General features: G+C 52.1%; 18 protein-coding genes and 1 pseudogene. 13 read left to right on the forward strand and 6 right to left on the reverse strand.

Features of this window, described 5'->3' with window-relative positions:
* The first annotated feature begins 550 nt into the window (after positions 1–550).
* On the forward strand, positions 551–1,183 hold the full coding sequence (locus tag JSQ80_RS13300; RefSeq protein WP_206095607.1) for a TVP38/TMEM64 family protein: 633 nt from the start codon (positions 551–553) through the stop codon (positions 1,181–1,183).
* A gap of 137 nt (positions 1,184–1,320) precedes the next feature.
* Here JSQ80_RS13300 and JSQ80_RS13305 read toward each other — a convergent pair whose 3' ends face one another.
* Positions 1,321–1,938: a superoxide dismutase gene (locus JSQ80_RS13305; protein WP_206095608.1), complete on the reverse strand. Its 618-nt coding sequence runs from the start codon at positions 1,936–1,938 to the stop codon at positions 1,321–1,323.
* Between the two features lie 445 nt (positions 1,939–2,383).
* On the opposite strand from JSQ80_RS13305, the gene JSQ80_RS13310 reads away from it, so the two are divergent.
* The 8 genes and pseudogenes from JSQ80_RS13310 (at position 2,384) to JSQ80_RS13340 (ending at position 8,534) form a co-directional block, all read left to right on the forward strand.
* Positions 2,384–2,821 carry a GNAT family N-acetyltransferase gene (locus JSQ80_RS13310; protein WP_087431699.1) on the forward strand — a complete coding sequence of 146 codons (438 nt, stop codon included), beginning with the start codon at positions 2,384–2,386 and terminating at the stop codon, positions 2,819–2,821.
* 134 nt (positions 2,822–2,955) lie between these two features.
* Positions 2,956–3,525, forward strand: a complete 570-nt coding sequence (locus JSQ80_RS13315; RefSeq protein WP_087431698.1) for a DUF402 domain-containing protein — start codon at positions 2,956–2,958, stop codon at positions 3,523–3,525.
* Positions 3,516–3,612: pseudogene (locus tag JSQ80_RS29070) on the forward strand (ribonuclease HI); the annotation flags it as partial. The gene JSQ80_RS13315 and the pseudogene JSQ80_RS29070, both read left to right, overlap by 10 nt.
* A 75-nt stretch (positions 3,613–3,687) precedes the next feature.
* Positions 3,688–5,412, forward strand: a complete 1,725-nt coding sequence (gene queG, locus JSQ80_RS29500; RefSeq protein WP_272491123.1) for a tRNA epoxyqueuosine(34) reductase QueG — start codon at positions 3,688–3,690, stop codon at positions 5,410–5,412.
* A gap of 151 nt (positions 5,413–5,563) precedes the next feature.
* Positions 5,564–5,776, forward strand: a complete 213-nt coding sequence (locus JSQ80_RS13325; RefSeq protein WP_087431697.1) for a YneF family protein — start codon at positions 5,564–5,566, stop codon at positions 5,774–5,776.
* 51 nt (positions 5,777–5,827) lie between these two features.
* Positions 5,828–6,421, forward strand: a complete 594-nt coding sequence (gene folE, locus JSQ80_RS13330; RefSeq protein ID WP_206095609.1) for a GTP cyclohydrolase I FolE — start codon at positions 5,828–5,830, stop codon at positions 6,419–6,421.
* Between the two features lie 92 nt (positions 6,422–6,513).
* A complete protein-coding gene (locus JSQ80_RS13335; protein ID WP_206095610.1) occupies positions 6,514–7,578 on the forward strand; it encodes a DUF7309 domain-containing protein in 1,065 nt (354 codons plus the stop codon).
* A gap of 134 nt (positions 7,579–7,712) precedes the next feature.
* Positions 7,713–8,534: a PhzF family phenazine biosynthesis protein gene (locus JSQ80_RS13340; protein WP_206095611.1), complete on the forward strand. Its 822-nt coding sequence runs from the start codon at positions 7,713–7,715 to the stop codon at positions 8,532–8,534.
* Positions 8,535–8,547: 13 nt separating this feature from the next.
* Here JSQ80_RS13340 and JSQ80_RS13345 read toward each other — a convergent pair whose 3' ends face one another.
* The 4 genes from JSQ80_RS13345 to JSQ80_RS13360 form a co-directional block, all read right to left on the reverse strand.
* Positions 8,548–9,858 carry a type II restriction enzyme gene (locus JSQ80_RS13345; protein WP_206095612.1) on the reverse strand — a complete coding sequence of 437 codons (1,311 nt, stop codon included), beginning with the start codon at positions 9,856–9,858 and terminating at the stop codon, positions 8,548–8,550.
* Positions 9,859–9,874: 16 nt separating this feature from the next.
* Entirely contained in the window at positions 9,875–10,711 is an 837-nt protein-coding gene (locus tag JSQ80_RS13350) for a DNA adenine methylase (protein WP_087431692.1), read from the reverse strand.
* 187 nt (positions 10,712–10,898) lie between these two features.
* Entirely contained in the window at positions 10,899–12,335 is a 1,437-nt protein-coding gene (locus JSQ80_RS13355; RefSeq protein ID WP_087431691.1) for a Fe-Mn family superoxide dismutase, read from the reverse strand.
* Between the two features lie 132 nt (positions 12,336–12,467).
* Entirely contained in the window at positions 12,468–13,490 is a 1,023-nt protein-coding gene (locus JSQ80_RS13360) for an alpha/beta hydrolase (RefSeq protein WP_206095613.1), read from the reverse strand.
* Between the two features lie 343 nt (positions 13,491–13,833).
* Here JSQ80_RS13360 and JSQ80_RS13365 point away from each other — a divergent pair, with 343 nt between their 5' ends.
* Positions 13,834–14,583: an IclR family transcriptional regulator domain-containing protein gene (locus tag JSQ80_RS13365; RefSeq protein ID WP_206097590.1), complete on the forward strand. Its 750-nt coding sequence runs from the start codon at positions 13,834–13,836 to the stop codon at positions 14,581–14,583.
* 33 nt (positions 14,584–14,616) lie between these two features.
* Here the strand turns inward: JSQ80_RS13365 and JSQ80_RS13370 are convergent, their stop codons facing one another.
* Complete coding sequence (locus tag JSQ80_RS13370; protein WP_206095614.1) at positions 14,617–16,980, reverse strand: helix-turn-helix domain-containing protein; 2,364 nt, start codon at positions 16,978–16,980, stop codon at positions 14,617–14,619.
* Positions 16,981–17,425: 445 nt separating this feature from the next.
* Here JSQ80_RS13370 and JSQ80_RS13375 point away from each other — a divergent pair, with 445 nt between their 5' ends.
* The 3 genes from JSQ80_RS13375 to JSQ80_RS13385 all read left to right on the forward strand — a co-directional run bounded on the left by JSQ80_RS13375 (position 17,426) and on the right by JSQ80_RS13385 (position 20,930).
* Entirely contained in the window at positions 17,426–18,424 is a 999-nt protein-coding gene (locus tag JSQ80_RS13375; protein ID WP_206095615.1) for an ABC transporter permease, read from the forward strand.
* A 24-nt stretch (positions 18,425–18,448) separates the two neighbouring features.
* Complete coding sequence (locus JSQ80_RS13380; RefSeq protein ID WP_206095616.1) at positions 18,449–19,330, forward strand: carbohydrate ABC transporter permease; 882 nt, start codon at positions 18,449–18,451, stop codon at positions 19,328–19,330.
* Positions 19,331–19,430: 100 nt separating this feature from the next.
* Positions 19,431–20,930, forward strand: a complete 1,500-nt coding sequence (locus JSQ80_RS13385; RefSeq protein WP_206095617.1) for an extracellular solute-binding protein — start codon at positions 19,431–19,433, stop codon at positions 20,928–20,930.
* The last annotated feature ends 12 nt before the right edge of the window (positions 20,931–20,942 follow it).

A 20,942-nucleotide genomic window follows, 5' to 3' on the forward strand; every position in this document is an offset into this window, starting at 1 on the left:
ACATATGTTCTTTTTTTATTTTACCAAACAAATGTTCTTGTTTCAAGATTTATGTGCGTTTCTTGCAAGACTTTTGCTGGAAATTTTTTTATTAGTGAATCTGCAGAAGAAAATCATTCACTAGCTACTGAAATTAGCAACTACTCAGAGCAAACATCCTGAATGAGCGGGAGAGTAGGGCTAAGAGTTTTTTGAAGTATAGTCGTGCCCAAGCGACTGAGGATGTGAACATGAGGTTCGGAGGAAGAAACGGAGGAGGTTACACTGATTTAAGGTGTGAGGATGCGGCAACTATACAGGGTTCGAAGTAATTTGCCGAGATTGATTAGTAAAAGCAGAAGTAGCATCCTGAATGAGCGGGAGAGTAGGGCTAAGAGTTTTTTGAAGTATAGTCGTGCCCAAGCGGCTGAGGATGTGAACATGATGCTCGGAGGAAGAAATGGAGGAGGGTACACTGATTTAAGGTACGTTTGCTGTAAAAAGCAAGGGTGTATTAAGATGTCACTAGCTGAATTGCGGTCAGCCGGAGATGTCGAAAAGAGGTGGCAACTTGGGGAAATGGATAACTGTGTCGGTATATTTAGTGGTGGCAGCCGGAATTTTTATTTATCGGGAGGAGGTTTTGGCATGGGCAACGGGAGTGCGGTCAGCCGGGGATACAGCTATGATGTTGAACATGTTTTTGGCAGCTGCGCTCATCTCGTTATTCCCTGTCATACCATTCGGCATAGTCGGGGGGATGATTGGAGCGACATACGGCATATGGACGGGAGGATTGTTGAATATGGCCGCCTCGACGTTGGGCGCGGCTGTTATGTTCCTCGCTGTACGGCGCGGATTCGCGGAACAAGGCACGCGATATTTACAGCGTGTCGCTCCGCTCCAGAAGCTGAACGGAATAATGGAGCAGAACCCGGTGATGACCGTATTGATTGCCCGTACCGTTCCGATATTGCCTGCTGCGGCTATCAATATTTATGCGGCGCTGATGTCCTTGCCGTTCCTTTCCTTTCTTCTTGCTACGGCGCTGGGCAAGTTGCCTGTCATGTTAGTGTTTGCCTTTGTGGGGGAGCAGTTGCTTGAGGATTGGACCCAGGTGCCGATGGTGCTGCTTATTTACGCCGTATACTTGGCGGGTGTCTATGCGCTGCATCGCCTTGCGCTGCGTCGTCGGAAGGCGTAAGCTCTGCGTCAATCCAGTTCATACGGGGTTGGCATGTCCGGTCACTCGTGATACATCCATATGCAATAAAAAAGAGTGCCGTAATGGCACTCTTTCTTCATGAAGGCTTCTTTTTCATAAAGAAACCGATTCACTCATTACTTGTTCAATGCTGCTTCGTAACGCTTTTCAACAGCAGGCCAGTTCACTACGTTCCAGAACGCAGCGATGTAGTCAGGGCGCTTGTTCTGATATTTCAAGTAGTAAGCATGCTCCCATACGTCCAAACCGAGGATAGCAGTCTTGCCTTCCATCAATGGATTGTCTTGGTTAGCCATACTGGATACGGACAATTTTCCATTTCCGTCAACTGCTAAAAACGCCCAGCCGCTGCCGAAGCGAGTTGTAGCCGCTTTTGCAAAGTCTTCTTTGAATTTGTCGAAGCCGCCGAGTTCTTGGTTGATCGCGTCTGCCAGCTTGCCGGAAGGGTGTCCGCCTGCGTTAGGACCGATTGTTTCCCAGAACAAGGAGTGGTTCGCATGTCCGCCGCCGTTGTTGCGAACAGCTGTGCGGATGCTTTCAGGAACGCTGTCCAAGTTAGCAATCAGTTCGTGCACGTCTTTGCCTTGCAGTTCAGGAGCGGACTCCAGTGCTGCATTCAGGTTCGTTACGTACGTATTATGATGACGATCGTGGTGAATCATCATCGTCGTTTCGTCAATGTGTGGTTCCAATGCATTGTTGGCATATGGAAGCGGTGGTAATTGATGTGCCATCGTTCATACCTCCCAATAATATGTAAGTGTTCTCCTACTAATTAAACATGAAGCGGCGGAATAAATCAACATAAATGTTGCAAAAGTCTTCTGCCCTTTTTCTTCCGACTTTATATCATTACCCCCAATTTCATCCATTCAAACATGATTATAAGCACAATATTGCTTTAACTAAAATGCCACATTTACCATAAAATTAAACCTTTGGATCGTATAAGGAATGTAAACGCTTTATATAAAGCGTTTACAAGAGAAAAAAGGCGATTTTTCTGTGTTTTTTATGGAAATTGAGTGATTAAGGAGGAATTTCGCGTTTTTTGTCGTATTTGTAAATGTACTATACAATAATAAATGACATAGAGATTGATGTTACCAGGCGTAGACAGGTGTGAGACAGAGAGACAACCCGAACAGAAACCAAGCTCAGGATGAGGGAGAGTAAGACATGAACGTTCGATCCTTTCGTTTGTCGGATTATCTTCCGGCTACCCAGTTATTGATGGCATCGTTGTCAGAGGAATGTTGTGAGAAGACGTTGGAAGCATTCGCGCGTCAGTTATCCTTGGATGGTGAGCTTGTGCTCGTCGCCGAGCAGGAACAGAGTAACGGAGAGCAGGCCATTGTCGGGCTGGCTATCGGTACCATTGATCGCAATAACGGGTACTATTACCGCCTTGCCGTCCAACCGGATTACCGGAGTCAAGGGGTAGGCAAAGCGCTGGTAGCGGGATTGGAGCAGAAGTTCCAGCAACGCCGCGTCAAGAACATTATGATTGCCGCTGATGAGCATACGGAAGTCGTATTGCCTTGGTTCGAGGCATTAGGGTACGGAGCTAAAGATGTCTTGCGCTCTTTGCAGCAGCTTCGGATTGTAGCCGGTTAATGGCTGTTGCATCCACAGAAATAGACAACCAATGATTGTATCTTAAGGCATATCTTTTCAACCGTTGCAATCGGAGAGAAGATATGCTTTTCTATTAATAAAGTGAAAAAGAACGCAAAAGCCGAGGAATAAGCATGGATCGTTATGAGAAAGCGCTTGTGAAAAGTTTCAAACACGATGGTCACCTGCACCGCATGTGGCTGGAGAACTGGCTTGTGCCCTCTGCAAAACGGCATCCGGATCATGCGAAGGAAGATATGCATGTGTTGATTAACCGGCAAACTCCAATTCAAGAGTCTGACGGCAAGCAGTGGGTAAGCAGAATTCCGGCAGTCACCTTTTTTATCCCGAAGCAGTGGTTCAATGTCGTCGCATTAATTGAAGATGCGGGAGTGCGGTATTATTGCAATATTGCTTCTCCGCCGTATCGATGCGGGCAGACGTTGACCTATATCGATTACGACTTGGACGTCATCCGCATGACGGACGGACAGGTGCACATCGTCGACCAGGATGAATACGAACAGAATCGCTACATTTACCATTATCCCGAGCTGGTGGAACGTAAAGTAAGTGCGGGCTTGGAGTGTCTTCTGAATCGTATACGGCTCGGAATGGCTCCATTTCATGAGGATTCGGTATGCTCGTATTATGAAGATTGGAAGCGGACTATCGCAGCCACAAGCGATGAAGACGAGAACTAAGACGTTACACGGACGGCGCCTGCTCAGGGAATCCGGGTCCCAGAGGCTGGGGCCGTTCTGTTTCCCGGCGGTCACCGCCAGGAAATGCATGAGACGGCGAGGATACGGCGAGTAACCCAATGATGATGTTCTGGGAATTATAGCAATAAGGAGGTGAACGGGATGCTCGAATCGATGAAGCCGCAAGACGCACTGGCAAGGCCGGTCAGCTGGCGGCCGCATGCGGAACCAACAACCAGATGGCACCAGTTGAAACAGGAAATTATTGAAGCGGCGCCTTCGCTTGGTATTGACCAAGTAGGCTTTACGACGGCAGACCCGTTCATCGAGCTGAAGGCGCGCCTTCAGCATTCGGTCGATCAGGGCTACGCCTCGGGTTTTGAAGAGCCTGACTTGGAGAAGCGGACTCGGCCTGAATTGCTGCTGGAAGACGCGCGTTCCATTATTGCCATAGCGGTAGCCTATCCGTCCAAGCTGGAGGGGGCTCCGAAGTCGAAGCCCGGCTCTTACCGAGGCTTGTTCGCGCGCACCGCGTGGGGTATGGATTACCACCATGTGCTGCGTGACCGTCTGCAACGGCTTGAGGCTTTCATACGCGAGCGGGTGACGGATACGGAGCTGCGGATGAAAAGCATGGTGGATACGGGGGAACTGAGCGACCGGGCGGTGGCAGAACGTGCAGGCATCGGTTTTAGCGGCAAGAATTGCTCGATTATTTCGCCCCAATGGGGATCGTGGATTTATTTGGGGGAGATGATTACGAATATCCCATTTCCCCCCGATCACCCAGTGACGGAGGATTGCGGCGAGTGCACGCGATGTCTCGATGCATGTCCGACAAGCGCCTTGGTTGGACCAGGTCAGCTGAATGCGCAGCTCTGCGTATCGTTCCAGACTCAATCGAAGGACATGCTGAGCCATGAAATGATGGTGAAGATGGGCAATAGGCTTTACGGATGCGATACATGCCAGATTGTATGCCCCAAAAATAAAGGGATGAATTGGACGCATCACGAGGAAATGCAGCCGGACCCTGAACAGGCCAAGCCTTTGCTTGTGCCGATGCTAGAGCTGTCGAACCGGCAGTTCAAGGAGCAGTTCGGCACAAGCGCCGCCGCTTGGCGGGGGAAAAAGCCGATCCAACGCAATGCCATCGTAGCGCTCGGCAACTTCCGCGATCGTAGCGCTGTGCCTGCGCTAAGGACGCTGCTGGTCAGCGACACGCGCCCGGAAATCCGGGCAACCGCGGTTTGGGCACTTGGTCAGATTGGCGGCCCGGAAGCGTGGCAGATTTTACAGCAGGCTCAGAAATGCGAGGAGGATGAAGCCGTGCAACAGGCTATTCAAGAAGCGAAGCAACAATTTGCGACGCATGTGGAGCCGCTATATGTGCAGGAGATGGATTCGCCCATCGGTTCATTGACGCTTGCCGCTACGGCAACCGGACTGTTCGCCGTCGAGTTCGGAGGCGTGCTCGAGGTGGCGGAGGCGCTGCAAGCGCGTGCGGCGCGCGAATACGGCAAGGTGGCCCTGCAGCGTCATCCAGAGCGTCTGCAGGAGGCGCGCCGACAGCTGGAGGAGTATTTCGCAGGTAAGCGGCAGACGTTCGAATTATCGCTTGACTTGCAAGGGACTTCTTTTCAAAAAGAGGTATGGCGTGCATTGATGGAAATTCCTTATGGGGAGACGCGATCCTACAAGCAAGTTGCGGAAGCCATTGGCAATCCGAAGGCTGTGCGTGCCGTGGGCGGAGCCAACAACCGCAATCCGATCTCTATTGTGGTGCCATGTCACCGTGTTATCGGAGCGAATGGACAGTTGGTAGGTTATGGCGGGGGCATGAACAAAAAAGAAATATTATTGCAATTGGAAGGCATTTCATATTGAAATTGCGTGTCTCGCCTTTTTTAATAGGGGATATTTGTCATACGGAGAGGGACATGCTATCATAATTGCGGTAGAGCTGCACAAAATCGCGCTTTTTTACGTATGAATGTACAGCTTCTAAACTAGATGATGTTGGGGTGACCATGGGCAGATGTGGTATTGGATAACAGGAATCGTAATGCTCATCGTGGGCGTTATTATCGGCTTTGCGGGCGGTGTGTTTTATTTGCGCAAACAAATGGAGAAGATGCAGTCCGACCCTCAAATGCTGCAGAAGATGGCGAAACAGATGGGGTACAATTTGAATGCAAAGCAGATGCAAAAAGCCCAGCAAATGATGAAGAACAATAACAAGAAGAAGTAACCGTACTGTGCGGCACTTGAGTCGTGCGGCACGACGAAAGGAGGAACGGTCGTGGCTGGCTTGAAGGATTATGTTAACAAAAAGGTTGATACGAATCGCGAGCAGATCGAGTACCACGTGAAGGAAATTCTGAAGCTTGTCGGAGAGGATGTCGAGCGGGAAGGATTGCTAGAAACTCCGGCGCGTGTGACCCGTATGTATGAAGAGATCTTCGCGGGCTACGAAGTCGATCCTCGGGATGTACTAGGGGTAACCTTTGACGAACGGCATGAAGAACTTGTTATCGTAAAAGATATTACGTATTATAGCCAATGCGAGCATCACATGGCGCCGTTCTTCGGCAAGGTGCATATCGGTTATATTCCAAGCGGCAAGATTGCCGGCTTAAGCAAGTTGGCTCGCTTGGTTGAAGCGGTGTCGCGACGTTTGCAGGTACAAGAACGGATTACCTCGCAAATTGCTGATATAATGGATGAGGTGCTGCAGCCTCATGGTGTGATGGTTGTCGTCGAAGGCGAGCATTTGTGCATGTGCGCACGCGGAGTGAAGAAGCCTGGCAGCAAAACCGTCACATCGGCGGTGCGGGGCATCTTCCGAAGCGACGCAGCACAGCGCGCGGAATTTTTGTCTCTAATTAAGCAGTAATTAGGTCAAGTGGGTTTAACAGAACAAATGGAACCCGTTCCGGGCAATGGAACGGGTTTTTTGATTTCAGACGGGAGGAATGAGAAGAGCTCATGACACAGGCAAACATAGAGCAGTTGGAAGCAAATGCAGGTCAGGAGACGGAAATGACGGAACGGGAGGCCGCTTGGTCACGGTTATATGAAGCAGCCTCGGCATTCAAAAAGCAAGGCAGCTGGAACTGGATGTCCGAAAGCCGTATTTTCGGCGTATTGAATCCTGAAGACGGTGAGGTTGGCTATTGCAGTATTATGGGAGCGAGCGAAACCTTGTTCGGCCTTGCCGTGTTCCGCGGCGGAGAAGGCTTGGAAAGCTTGCATGATATGCTATTGGAGCGTGACGAGCGGTATGCTTGGCTTCACCGCCAAAAATGCATGATGGCTACGTATGAGGACCGCACGGATTTGGAAAAGCATGATTTGGCGCAAATTAAGGAGCTTGGGTTCCGCTTCCGCGGCCGCAACGCGTGGCCGATGTTCCGTGCTTATGATCCGGGCCTTGCTCCATGGACGCTTGATGAGAATCAGGTTCGGTTCTTGACGATTGCATTGGAACAGGCCATGGATCTAGCGGCTCGGGTGAAGAAGGATGAAGAGCTGCTGACGCCGCCGGCTTCGGGGCAAGTGCTCGTCCGGGCGCAGGAGAATGGAGAGTGGATTGACCGGTGGATCGATCCGGACTTTGTGTTGAAACGTCCGGTGAAAGTAGAGTTCGACAATCAGGAACGTCTGAACGATATCATCCGCCGCTTTCCGAACAAGAAAGGTCACTGGGAGACGGAGTTCTTCTATGCGCCGGTAGCGGTGAAGGGAGAAGGCGATCGTCCATATTATCCGCGTCTTTGTCTGTGGGTAGATCGGCTGACGCGGTCGGCAGTCGGCTTCCATGTTGCCTATGACAGCAATTTCGAGCAGGAATTCTTGGATCATTTCTTGCAGCTTATCGAGGAGAAAGGGGCCCGTCCGCAAAAGCTCGTCATCCGCACGAATGATGCGGTGGACTTGTTCGAGAAGACGGCGCAACGCTTGAAGATTCGCATTGAGCGTGAACCGCATCTCGCCTATCTGGAAGAAGCGCGAGGAGATTTGTTCGAATATTTCACGAAGCAGGAAGGGTAATGCGGCGCAGGTAAGCCAGTGTTATCATGAAGGATAAAAAAGCAATTATCAGGCATCTCTTCGCCATAAATGGCAGGAGGTGCCTATCTTCTATAAAATCATGTATGATAGGAGAAATAGAGGGAGGGGTACATATGAAATTGTTCACTGTGGATGCATTTACGGATACGCCGTTTCGTGGTAATCCCGCAGCTGTATGTCTGCTGGAACAGGAGATGGACAGCGAACGGATGCAGCAGATCGCAATGGAGATGAATTTGTCGGAAACGGCGTTCATCATCCCATTGGAAGAAGGAGACCGCTCCCGCTATCGCCTGCGCTGGTTCACGCCGGAGGTGGAAGTAGACCTGTGCGGGCATGCAACGCTGGCGAGCGCGCATGTGTTGCGAGAGCAGGGGCTTGCCGAGGGAGAACGGATCGCTTTTGAGACGATGAGCGGCACGCTCTACGCCGTCTATGGGGAGAATGGACAAATCACGCTTGATTTTCCGGCTTCATCTATTGTTACGGTCAGTGATGAGGCTCTGCAGGGACGTTTGGAAGAAGCGCTGGGCTGCTCTGTACGGGGGATGGCGCGCAGCCGCATTGAATTGCTGGTCGAGGCAGACTCGGAGCAGACGGTGCGCAAATTAAAGCCGGCATGGGAGAAGCTCCTGCGCTGCGATGAGGAAGTAATTGGCGTAATCGTGACCGCTCCTTCGGCTCCGGGACGGACGGATGGGGCGGACTTTGTCTCCCGCTGCTTCTTTCCAAGACTCGGTGTAAATGAAGATCCGGTAACAGGCTCCGCGCATTGTACGTTGGCCCCTTATTGGGCGCAGAAATGGGGAGGAACCTCGTTCGTCGGAGAGCAATGCTCCACCCGCGGAGGAATGGTGCAGGTAGAGCTGCAAGGCGAGCGTGCATTGCTGACCGGTCAGGCCGTCACTGTGATGAAAGGGGAATTAACGATTTAGCAGCGGGAGCTAGCTAGACCATCAGATGCTTCAGCCATGAATACCATGCGAGAATGGACTGCGCACGCCGCCGCTCGGTCGAAGGCTGCAGCTCAATGCCATGACGGCGCATCAGTTGCACCGCTTCCTCATCGGGTACTTGACCGTCACGGTGCAGGCATTGCAACAGGATATCGCGGATGGCCGGCTTGGAGAAGAGCTTGCGGACGATAGCTTCATGCCGGCCTTGCATCGGCAGCTGCATCAACTCTCTTCCTTCAGCGGTCAGCCGGACGGCAATGCCGTCAGCAGAACGGTAGGTCTCGATTAGTCCGTAGTAGATGCCGACATTGGCATAGTAGTCGGATTGCCGCGGAGCGAACCGGTATATCCGGTGAATATCCGCCTTCAGCAAGTCCTCTTCCGTCAGCAGCTCCATGATGTTCATAAAACGTTCGAACGAGTTCGCTTGCGGGAAGGGGGCTGAATCCGGCTCGGCCTCCACTGGCGTTTCTGCGGCAATGGCCAAAATACGCTCCTTCGTCAGCCCGCCCTCAATCCGGTACGCACAGCTGCGGACAAGCGAAATGGAATCATAACGGAGCGGTTCAGCAAACTGATATTCAAACAAGTAATAGATTCCGTCCGAATACAGGAAATAGATTGGAATGACCGGTTTCGTCAGCTGCGGGCGCTGGTTAAGCGCCCGATAAGGATAGTAAAGCTGACGGACGCAGAAATCCTGCGGAATTTTATTTTTAGCCTCCAAAATGAGAATTTCCCGCATCGTTTCAAATCCGGCGTCAATCTCCAACTGCTGGCTCCGTTCTACGTGAAGCGGTTCCAAATACGATCCTACATAAAAAGAGAATTCCGGCGATCGCATGCGCCCGCTGAACGTTAATTCGAGCGGTTCGGAGCTGTCGATACCGCGAAATCGATGCAGCATATCGGTCATGTGGGCGGTATGAAGCGCGTTCGCTTCGCTGGTGGAGCTTGTCCCGTCGGCTTGGATCGTCTGAAAGGCAGGGAAGCGAAGATACGCTTTCTCTACCGCAATGTTTTCGATAGGATCAAGCGGGTGGAAAATCGGAAACGGGGCGATAATGTATACGCCGTTCGATATAGGCAGGATGCCGAGCTTATGATCGGCAAAGCAGGGCGAGAGCTCGCCAGAGGAGTCGAATTTGCACTGCAGGCGTGCTTGCGCGCCGGGACGCAGCCTATTGATTTGATCGGTCGTAATCGTGAAGAAACCCTGCGTTTCAATGTGTTCCATAATCCGATATTGCTCGAACAGCTCGTTCCAGATCAGGTCCTTCTGTCTCAGCCTGCTTGTCGCCACTTCCGCTTTCCCTCCTTCAATGAAGATCGTAATTCAGCACCAGCACCTCGTCCACGTTGCCGCGGGCGCTTGCCTTGGAATTGATATTGCGCCTGGCTTGAACGATATGGATATGAAAATCATCATATAGCTCCAAAATAAAGTCTGTCGCATGATTGGACAGCATGACATACACTCCGCGATCGCTCAGTTCCCGGAACACTTCGGCTAAGCGCCTCTGCTCCTCCCGGCCGAATCCTTCCTTGGCATACGAAGTAAAGGCGGCGGTCTTCGTCAACACATCATAGGGCGGATCGAAATAGACAAAATCCCCAGCTTGCGCCCCGTTGACAGCCGCATTGAAGTCCCCTTCCGTAATACGGATGTCGGTGCGATTGAAATAGGCGGATATATCCCGAATTGTATCTTCCTGCACGATATCGGGCTGCTTGTATTTGCCGAACGGCACGTTGAACTGTCCCGCCGCATTGACCCGGTATAGGCCGTTATAGCATGTCCGATTCAAAAAAATAAGGCGCGAGGCCCGTTCAACGGGAGATAGCCGCGCATAAGCTTCCGCATCGCGGTCCCATGCCCGCACTTCATAGTAATAGCTCTCTTCATTCCGATGGCTGCGGAGGGCTTCAATAAGCTGCTCCGGCTGCTGCTTTATCGTACGGTAGAGGTTGATGAGCTCCGGATTGACGTCGTTAATGACAGCTCGCCCAGGCGCGATATTGAACAAGAGCGCCGCGCCGCCGATGAACGGTTCGAAATAAGAAGCTTGGTCCCAATTTATTTGCGGCAGGCGGCTATGGATTTCGGAGAGCAGTTGGCGCTTGCCTCCTGCCCATTTTACGACCGGTTTCAGCAAATCACCCCACCCCTTTCTGTTTATAATGTAATCGTTATTCTGCACAAAAACAAAAGAAAAAAGCGGCGGTGGGGCCGCTTAGGCCGCGGATAGTCGTGTGAGGCAATAGAAGCCGCACATGAGTTCGCGTTTGTCTTCTATTGTACAGAACGAAGGGGGAGAGGCGCAACAACGAAAACGGGGAGCTTCAATAAGGCGTCCACTTCAACTTGCGGGCTTGGCAGAAGCGCTCGGCCACGGCTGGCCAATAGACGACATGCCACCAGTCATCGATATATTTGACGCGCTCATTTTGGTGCTTCAAATAATAAGCATGCTCCCATACGTCAAGCGGAAGCAGAGGAATGACATCCCATTGCGACAAATTCTGATGCTTCTCTGCCTGCAGGATTTCAAGCCGCCGGCTGCGCGGGCTCCAGACAAGGATGGTCCATCCGCCGCCTTCCACCTTTTCAGCCGCTTTGGAAAATTGCTGCTTGAAGGCGTCGACGCTTCCGAAATCATGCTCGATCTGTTTGCGCAAAGTGCCTGTAGGTTGCCCGCCGCCGCGCGGATTCATGATATTCCAGAAGATCGTATGCAAATAATGGCCGGCACCGTTAAAGGCAAGCTCATTTTCCCAATATTTAATCAGCTCGAAGTTGCCGGTACGGCGTGCTTCGGCAAGCGCGAGTTCGGCTTTGTTCAAGCCGTCGACGTAGCTTTGATGATGCTTGTCATGGTGAATCCGCATCGTGGTCTCATCGATATAAGGCTCGAGCGCGTTATAAGCGTAAGGCAGCGGAGGCAGGCGATGCCCGCCGATAGGGACAAAGGCTTCATCCGCTCGCTCCGAGGATTCGTAGCTGGATGCCGAGTCTGGCGGCGGCTGGTTCGTGGATGGGGAGGAGGGAGCGGCGCCGTTCACATATTCGTCGCCGCTGCTTCGCGCATAAGAAGCGCTGAATACTCCTGCGGGTGCTGCCTTTTGCCGTCCTCCGCCGGGGTGCCAAGCCCGAGAGTTACCGATGTAGGCGCGTACGCCGGATTGCTGATGTGACGTATTCACGGATTCGTACAATTCCTCCTTGGCGTCAAATGCCGATGCAGTCCAGTTCGGCATTCCGCTATTTTGTAGGCTCACTTGGTATGGGGAAATAACTCCCGTGTCCATCGCCGCGTGGATGTGCGCCGCCGTCTGGCTAGGGCTTACCGAAGTGAACGGTGTCTGTGTGAGCTCGTGCACGACGTTCAGGAAATACTGGGACTCACTCGCAATGTGATCGAGTACAATCGGCGCAAGCGGGACGCTCTTCACCGCTTGACTATGCTGCTTTATTTGTCCGAGCTGCTGCAGGAATTGCTCTGATTGATACACGGATGCTTTCAACAACAGATCGAGCTGTTGCTGATTCGCCGCGTCGGGCGCATGCGGATGATTCAAGACGCTGTCCAACCATGCGGCGGCGGTTGCCGCAGTCTTGGCGAAGACCTGCTCCCATTCCAGCAGCAGTTGAACATACACATCTTCAAGCTGGGGCACGATGGCCCTGATGACCTCGGTATGCTCCTCCTCCTGTTTCTTCCAGAATACGATTTCTTCTAGCAACCGAACCGGCATCAGCGGTCCGTAAACATGCAGCAATGCACTCCCTCCCTACATCCCAAGCTCCTCTATTTAGTGTATTATCAGCATAGGTTGGACTATGAGAAAGGCTGCAAGAAAACCTCGGGCAGAGTGGGCCGAGGAATATAGAACAACCGTAAACCACCTGGCTTACGGTTGTGCAATCATATATCCTTTGTCGGTATGATAGGCTGCGTTAAGAAAAGCGGCCGCTTTTCCCAAATACTCCTTGCGGTGCGTCCGATAAATGAGTTCGTGCTGAACATCCGGCACTATCCATGATTCCGAAAGCTTATTCGACTGGCGGGCGGCAAGCTGCTCTGCTATTTCATAGGGAGCTTTTGTATCCGCAGTACCGTGAATGAAGAAGGTAGGAATAGCGTAGTTAGTCGCCTTTACTTCATTGTACGGAATTTGCTGCAGACTCGTGCCGTTCAGAGCGGGAAAGAAGGCGCGCAGCAAATCGAGCGACGGATGCTTCGGCAGCGAGATGTACTGCGTTAAGTTATGATATAGCGTGTCGGGTTCGAGCAAGAACGTGCTGTCGAGTATCATGGCATCGATATCTTGAGAGAGGAGCGATGCTTGCAGAGCGGTACCCGCTCCCATGGAGAAACCCCAGACAACGACATGCTCCGCTCCGCGTTCCTTGGCAAGCTGTACGGCGCCGAGCAGCTGCTCCTTCTCCAGGCGGCCGCCGGTCGCCTTCGTCTTATGCTGTTCGGAAGCAAATCCGTAATCGAACATGACCACATTATAATCAAGCCGATGGGCAAATTGCGCCAAGTCATACATCGGCACCCAATATTCTTCCCGGTTGGCTCCGTAGCCATGACTGAATATTATCGTGCGTTTGGACGGTTTATCGGAAGGGATGTACCAACCGTCCACCAAGGTGTGCCCGTCCTTGGCCGGGAATGCAATCGTGTCATAACGCATGCCCTTGGCCTCCATCGGATTAGAGAAGAGCGGAGGAACCTGTGGATTGGCGAACATCCATGCAATAAAGCCATGCAATGCCAGAAAAATAAGAAGCGCGGCAAACACCGTCGACAAAGAGAGCGCGATCGCCACATGCTTCAATCGAATGCGCCGGGCGGCGGCAGGCGCAGATCCGGAAGGGGCAAACCATTCGGGATGAAGCGGTGGAGATGTTACGATAGGTGTATTCATAGGCATGACCTCCTCCAGGATGTGTTGGCAACGATGATGATGCTTTATTTCGACAAAAACTGATAAGTGTAGAACTAAAGTCCCTAAAGGGGGCCCGACCTTGCAAGCGTTTCAAGCTGTACTACCATCGTATGCGCTAAACCGCTCAGGGTCAACGAATATGCGCGATTTGTAAGGTGGCTGTAACGTTGCCGTAACATTGAAACATCGCTGTAAAAAATGTCGAAATCAGGACGTTAGTCGGGGGTGCGAAATGGAGCGCAATCTCTTTACGACGAAGGAAAAGGACGTTATACTAGATGTAACAAAGTTTCATTCTATGGAACGAAAGAGGGAGATTCAGGTGGAGGAACGCGGGAAATTAACTGTCCGCGCGGTAGAACGCGCACTTGATATATTAATGTGCTTCGCGAATGAACGCGATATGAGCTTAACGGAAATTGCATCTCAAGTGGGCTTGAATAAGAGCACGGTCCATAGGCTTATGGCGACGCTGGAGGAGCGGGGATTCGTTATCCGCAATGGCGACAAGTATCGATTGGGCTACCGGATATGGGAGCTTGCCGCGAATTTGACGCAGGTAGACGACCCGGCCCAGCTGCTGCTGCCGGAAATGGAGCACCTGCGCGATCAGATTGGGGAAACGGTGAGCTTATACGTAAGGGATGGCAAGGACCGCATCCGCATTCAAGCGGTGCAGAGCAATCAGGCGATTCGGCGGGTTGCGCCGGTAGGCGCCAAGCTGCCTCTCTTTGTGGGAGCGTCCAGCAAAGTGCTGCTTGCCTTCGCCGAGCCGTATGAGCGCGATGCCGCGCTGCAGGATTCGGGCTGGCCTCCGAGCATGGAGCGGGAGACGTACTTGAGCCAGCTCGAAGAGGTTCGCCGTCTGGGATACGCCGTCAGCGTGGAGGAACGGGAACCGGGTGCGGCGGCGGTATCCGTACCGATATTCGACCGGAGTCATCAGCTTGCCGCCGCTCTGTCCGTATCCGGACCGGTGAGCCGGATGTCATTGGAAACGCTGCGTGCCTGTGCGCCGCAGCTGATGGAGGCGGCACGCCGAATGGAGACGATGCTGCGCACGGTGATGTAGGTTAAGGTTAATAAACAAGGACACAGCCGATTATTAGGCATGTGTCCTTGAGTGCTGTTGCCGCTGCTTGGAATGCTGCTGCCGATACTGTCCCGGCGTCATGCCTTCCTGCTTCTTGAATAGGCGGTTGAAGTACGGCGGCTGGTATCCAACCGATTCGGCGATTTCGTTAATTTTCATATCGGTGGCCAGCAGCAGCTCCTTGCACTTGTTCATCTTGACCATTGTCAAATAATCGATGAAGTTATGGCCCGTCATTTGTTTGAAGGCTCTGCTTAATTGCGAGGCGCTGATTCCAGCCTCCGCTGCGCACATATCCAATGACAGGTCGCACATATAGTCCTGTTGGATGCGTTCAAGCAGCGCTTCTGCCGCCTGCTTCATCGGTGCGATGTAGCTTCGCTTGAGCGAAGTGATATAGGGCTGAACAATCTTAGTCCGGAACCAGCTGAGTGTCGCCCTCGTATCGCGCAGTCCGCTCAATTCTTCCTGCCAGCTCGAGCCGAATACGGCATAAGGGTTGTGTCCAAGCTGAAGCATCGAACGATGAATGCTGCCGATGAGTCTCATCAACCCTTCATGAACCATCCATTCGGCGCCTCCGCCAGCTTGCAGCGCGTTAACGAACCGCTCCAGACTTTCCATTGCTTCCTCTTCGAGCCCCATGCTAAGCGCGTGTACGATTCCAAGCTCCAAATCTACCGGAGATTCAACAGGATTAGGGGAATGCGCCAAAACATGCTCCGCTTCAAGCAGCTGGTTGCCCAAGCCGAAGTTGCGGTAGCTGATGGCGCGCCGCGCCTGCTCCATTGCGTGCGGAAGATCGAGCCATCTGTCCGTGACCCGGCTCGCCACAATCGTAACATAGACGCGCAGTGTATGGTGAAGCGCCCGCATCACGCGGTCGCCCAAGGCCAATATCCGCCGGTGCGAATCCTCAAGTCCGCCCTCACTCTCCATAAACAAGACGAGCCCGAAGGAACCATCCAAAAAGTTCATGACGTGCACATGCCCGCACTCCGCTTCCTCCATGGACAACTCCTGCACCACATTGATCGAGGCGTAGGTCAGGAGATGCATATCTTTGTCCGACATCGGCGTTCGCGTTTCCTCGGCGTTGTGCAATTGGACGACGACAGACGCGAAGCGCCGGCCATCGATATCGAGCGCAAGGGAGCGAAGCTTTTCCTTAATTTCCGCTTCTTCCATTGTAATGGCCTGCCCTTGCACGAATTGGGTAATGTAAGCTGCGCGCATGGATGGGATCGCTAAGTTCCATTGTTCCTGCAGTGATTCATTGGCGAAATGGTACTCCTTCCACTCCTGCTCAATATAGTCCAATTCGTTGCGAATGCCATTCTCCGGCGTGCGCCAAGAGCTGACCATCTCGATAACGCGGCGAATCGGATTGTAAATGCGGCGCGACGCGAACCAACTGATGAATAATGCAGCCGCCAGTGCGATGCAAGAGAGCAGCACCATGAATTGCGTATACGGCCGTGCCGGCGAGGTAATGACCGATAAAGGGGTCGCGGATACGTAAGACCATGTTTCCCCAAGTGTATTAAACGAGGCGGTTTTGACCAAATATGTTTCTCCGTCAAGCTTTACCTCGACATCCCCGTCTTGCGTTTGATTCTCCAGCGTCGGAGTGCCGGCATGAAGCCGCTCGTCGCGAATCACTTGCATCAGTCTCTCATCCGTTGCGCTAGTATTGGTGCGAGCGGCGATATTGCCGTTTGCGTCTACAATAAAAGATTGCCGATCCGCAAGGGAGAAAACGTGCAGCTTCGCCGGGTTGATAAAGATGACGATAGCGCCGTAGGCGTCGGCGCTGCTGTTGTAAGGCAATTTCATGACGATGGCATGCTTGGTGCCTGCTTGGCCGAAAGGGCGGGCAAGGCCGTGAGTCCAATACATGTCTGGAGGCGGATCCAGCAGCTCGGACCATTGTCCGGCAACTTCTGGCTGCTCCAGCTGCCGGACCCCGAGACTCGGGTGCAGCAGTTTATTTTGCTTTTTTACGTATAAAAATACTTGATCGATGAGCGGCACCGCATTTTCAAGCACGGACAAGGTCGATAAGATCTGCTCCGTCTCTTCAAACCGATCGACGAAGTTCATGTCGGCAATGGTCGAACGGAATTGGGGCTTCACCGCCATATGCGAGACGAACGTAACCAATTGGGAGAACTGCTCGTCAACCTGATTGGCCATATCGTTGAGCTCCAACTGGTGCTTGTTGTTAAACTGCTTTACGAGATGCGCATTGCCGGCATATAAAAAAGCCGAACAGATGACGGCAATGGGGACGCACGTCAGCACAATGGCAAGCATGAGGCTGCGCCAATACAGCATTCCTTTGGATTGTAGACGGTCGATCAAGCTTGCTTTCACATATCACACATCCTTGGACGTTATGAGCTTTTTACTATTGTAAAACAATCCTTTAGCAATGAAAAGGCTTACAGTGCGAAGTGAAGCCAGTGCAAAAAAAGGCGATATCGAGGCCTTCAAAGATAGGCGATCGTGTGTTGGGACAGGTTGTATGTCCAGTTGGAATGTGCGATTTCGCGTGGTCAAAAAAGTGCAATCGCCGGAAATCGTTGCTCCAACAGAAAAATGCGCAGCGGGCAGGAACAAGGTGGAAGCCGCATAGCAGCGCGTAAAGTTGGGAGATTTCACATGGTTGCAGCGCAGCTTCGGATGAAGCGGCAAGAAATTCAAATTGCAGGCAACGGTGACAGCGTTTACATTTTATTTACTGACCTGGTTGCGATGAAATTAACCTGCCGTGAAATGACGCATGGAACAAACAAGGAGCAGAAGAGAGGGATGGCATATGACTACAGGCAACTTGCCTCGGGATACGGCTATGGAACGTACGGGCGCGGCATCTTATCCGGATCAAACGCGAAGCAAACCGGAAGGCAAGCGCTCGTTGCTATGGAGGGATGTGCGGCGCGATAAATATTTATACTTGCTGGCACTTCCGGGAATTTTGTTTTTCATTATATTCAAATATATTCCGATTACGAACCTGGTCATCGCATTCCAAGATTATTCCCCTTACTTCGGGGTAATGGGCAGTCCCTGGGTGGGATTCGAGCATTTTGCGAGATTTTTCGCCCATGATGACTTTTACATCTTATTGCGCAATACGCTCGGCATCAGCTTGATGAATTTGGTATTCTTTTTTCCGGCTCCGATCATTTTGTCGCTCATGTTGAATGAGGTGCGCAATGCCATCGTGAAGCGGACTGTGCAATCGCTTATTTACATTCCGCATTTCTTGTCTTGGGTGCTCATTTCCGGTTTGACCTTCCTAATGTTCTCGCAATCGGAAGGGTTGGTGAACAAAGCGCTCCTCAGCATGGGAAACGACACGTTCGACCTGCTGACCAATCCGGATTATTTTTGGGGTCTGTTAACCGCGCAATCGATTTGGAAGGAAGTCGGCTGGGGAACGATTATTTTTCTCGCCGCCATTGCGGGCATTGATCCGCAGCTGCATGAAGCGGCTGTCATGGACGGCGCAGGCCGCATGCGCCGCATCTGGCACATTACGCTGCCGGGCATGCGCAACGTCATTATTATCCTGTTCATTCTGCGGCTTGGCGCCATTATGGATACGGGCTTCGAGCAAATCTATCTGATGATGAACGCAGCGGTCTCCAATGTGGCGGAAGTGTTTGATACGTATGTGTACCGCATTGGAATCAAGCAAGGCGAGTTCAGCTACAGCACCGCCATCGGGCTATTCAAGTCGATTGTCGGCGTCATACTCGTCGTATCCGCCAACAAGATTGCCAAGAGATTCGGTCAAGACGGACTATATTAACGAGCAGGAAGGAGACGAACGATAATGGCGGACAAAGGCTGGCGCAACCGCGTCTTCAACATTACGAATATTACGGTGCTCATTTTGATTGCTTTGGCGACCGTATTCCCGATTTATTATACGATTGTTCTATCCTTTACCGACCCTACGGAGTATTACAGCAAGCCGCTTATTCTGTTTCCCGAAAAATGGACCTTGGATGCATACCGGTACCTGCTCTCCAACGGGTTGTTCGTCAGCGCGCTCGGGGTAAGCACATTTCTGGCTACGGTTGGAACCGCGCTCAGCCTCATTGTGACGGCAGGGCTTGCCTATGCGCTGTCGCGCAAGCGGCTTCGGTTCCGGGGGGCGATGATGTTTCTTATTTTGCTGACATTCCTGTTCCAGCCAGGTCTGGTGCCGGCCTATCTCATCGTCCGCAACTTGGGTCTCATCGACAGCATCTGGTCGTTAATCTTGCCCAGCTTGACGAGCGGCTGGTATGCCTTATTGATGAAGGGCTTCTTCGACAGCATCCCGGACAGTCTGGAGGAGGCAGGGCGAATTGACGGCTGCAACGAAATCGGCGTCTTCTGGCGCATTATGCTGCCATTGTCGCTGCCTGCGCTCGTCGCCTTCGGTTTGTTCTTCGCGGTAGGATATTGGAATACGTATTTCAATGCCTTGATGTACATCAACGATCAGAACGGGTGGCCGCTGCAGGTTCTGCTGCAAAATATGCTGGTCGATCCATCGACGATGGGCGGGGGAGCGGGAGTCGAGAGCTTCCGTGCCAACCGGCAAATGCCGACCGAAACGCTTAAGATGGCTGCCGTCGTCATTGCGACAATTCCGATTATGCTCGTGTATCCGTTTTTGCAGAAGCATTTTGCCAAGGGCGCAATGGTCGGCTCCTTGAAGGAGTAGGGTCAGGAAGCAGCGCCCTTACCGGAAGATGGTTTTGACGCCAGTCTAACCTATACATGAAGGCGCAAGTGGAATTTAGTATAAAAAGGAGGTCGCTATTATGAAAAAATGGCTTAAAACGACGTTGCTGCTCACGCTGGCAGGATCAATGCTGCTGACCGCTTGCGGCAACAACAACGCCGGCGACAGCGGCGGCGTGACCAATATCAAAACTCAGGTGATTAACTATGCGCCGGAGTTCATCGGTCCGGACAACCCGCTGTGGCAGGAATTCGAGAAGCGGACGAACACGAAGCTGAACATTACGTGGCTCAGTCCGACCACGGCAGAGGATAAAATAAACGTCATGCTTGCTTCGGGTGACTTGCCGGACCTGACCTACGTGGAGACGCTCGACAATTCACAACTGCGCAAAATGATTGATCAAGGCGTATTCTGGGATTTGACGGAGCTGCTGAAGGAATATCCGAACTTGAACCGCAAGGAATTCGAGGTGATGTGGAGGGATTCCAAAATCAACGGTAAAAATTATGGCGTACCACGATATTACCCGGCATACGGCGGAGGAATATTCCCGATGTTCCGCAAGGACTGGCTTGATAAATTGCAGCTGCAGGCGCCTGCGAATGTAGATGAATTCCGGGAGGTGCTGAAGGCGTTCAAGACGAAGGACCCGAACGGCAACGGACAGGCGGATGAAGTTCCGTATGCAGCGACGCCCGGTTCGATGGGCTTTTTATACAACGTATTCAATGAAACGCAAGGCAACTGGAAGCTGAAGGACGGCAAGCTCGCGCCTATTATTACGGAAGATGCCTCCCGCGACGCATTGCTGTACATCAAGCAGCTGTTTGACGATGGATTGCTGCCGCCGGATTTCGCCATCATGAAGTTTTCTCAAGTGACCGACTTAATTCGCAGCGGCAAGGCAGGGGGCGTCGGGTATTCGATGAACCAGGCATGGATTCATACGGAATTCATCCGCAAGACCGATCCGAATGCAGACTTGATCCCGCTTGCTTCGATTGAGAACAAAGCGGGCGTGAAGTATACGCCTTCCGGCGTCCCCTATTACGGCGTATTTTTGATACCGAAAAAAGTCCCGGAAGACAAGATGAAGAAGATTCTTTCCTTCCTGGATTACGGGTACGGACCGGAAGGGAACACACTTGCCTTCTACGGCGTGAAAGACGTACACTACAAGGAAGAGAATGGGAATAAAGTTCCGACGGAGCAAGCGAAGAAGGACATGGTCGGCGACGGCAACATGGCTTCCATCTTCCACTTGGTCAGCGACGATATGGCGATTAGCGCTATCGGCATGCCGGATGATTTCTACAAGCGCAACGTCGACATTGTAACGGAACGGAAGAAAGTCGATGTGCCGCAACCGGACCGCGGCCTGTTCTCTGAGAAATTCAATCGGTATTTCCCTGATATTCAGAAGAAGGTCGACGACATGCGCACGAAGGTCATCATCGGCAAGGAAACGATCGAGGCGTATGACAAGCTGATTGAGCAGCTCCGCAACGATGCGCAATTGAAGGAAATTACAGACGAGATGAACGAATATTACGCGAAGCGCCAAGCGGAACTGTAAACAAAGAGCACC

The sequence above is a fragment of the Paenibacillus apiarius genome (assembly GCF_017052585.1).
In the GTDB taxonomy this organism is placed as follows: Bacteria; Bacillota; Bacilli; order Paenibacillales; family Paenibacillaceae; genus Paenibacillus_B; species Paenibacillus_B apiarius.

Coding starts and splice junctions, on each gene's coding strand:
- JSQ80_RS13305 (WP_206095608.1), bottom strand. CDS start 1,938: ATGGCACATCAATTACCACCGCTTCCATATGCCAACAATGCATTGGAA.
- JSQ80_RS13310 (WP_087431699.1), top strand. CDS start 2,384: ATGAACGTTCGATCCTTTCGTTTGTCGGATTATCTTCCGGCTACCCAG.
- JSQ80_RS13315 (WP_087431698.1), top strand. CDS start 2,956: ATGGATCGTTATGAGAAAGCGCTTGTGAAAAGTTTCAAACACGATGGT.
- queG (WP_272491123.1), top strand. CDS start 3,688: ATGCTCGAATCGATGAAGCCGCAAGACGCACTGGCAAGGCCGGTCAGC.
- JSQ80_RS13325 (WP_087431697.1), top strand. CDS start 5,564: ATGTGGTATTGGATAACAGGAATCGTAATGCTCATCGTGGGCGTTATT.
- JSQ80_RS13335 (WP_206095610.1), top strand. CDS start 6,514: ATGACACAGGCAAACATAGAGCAGTTGGAAGCAAATGCAGGTCAGGAG.
- JSQ80_RS13340 (WP_206095611.1), top strand. CDS start 7,713: ATGAAATTGTTCACTGTGGATGCATTTACGGATACGCCGTTTCGTGGT.
- JSQ80_RS13360 (WP_206095613.1), bottom strand. CDS start 13,490: ATGAATACACCTATCGTAACATCTCCACCGCTTCATCCCGAATGGTTT.
- JSQ80_RS13375 (WP_206095615.1), top strand. CDS start 17,426: ATGACTACAGGCAACTTGCCTCGGGATACGGCTATGGAACGTACGGGC.
- JSQ80_RS13380 (WP_206095616.1), top strand. CDS start 18,449: ATGGCGGACAAAGGCTGGCGCAACCGCGTCTTCAACATTACGAATATT.
- JSQ80_RS13385 (WP_206095617.1), top strand. CDS start 19,431: ATGAAAAAATGGCTTAAAACGACGTTGCTGCTCACGCTGGCAGGATCA.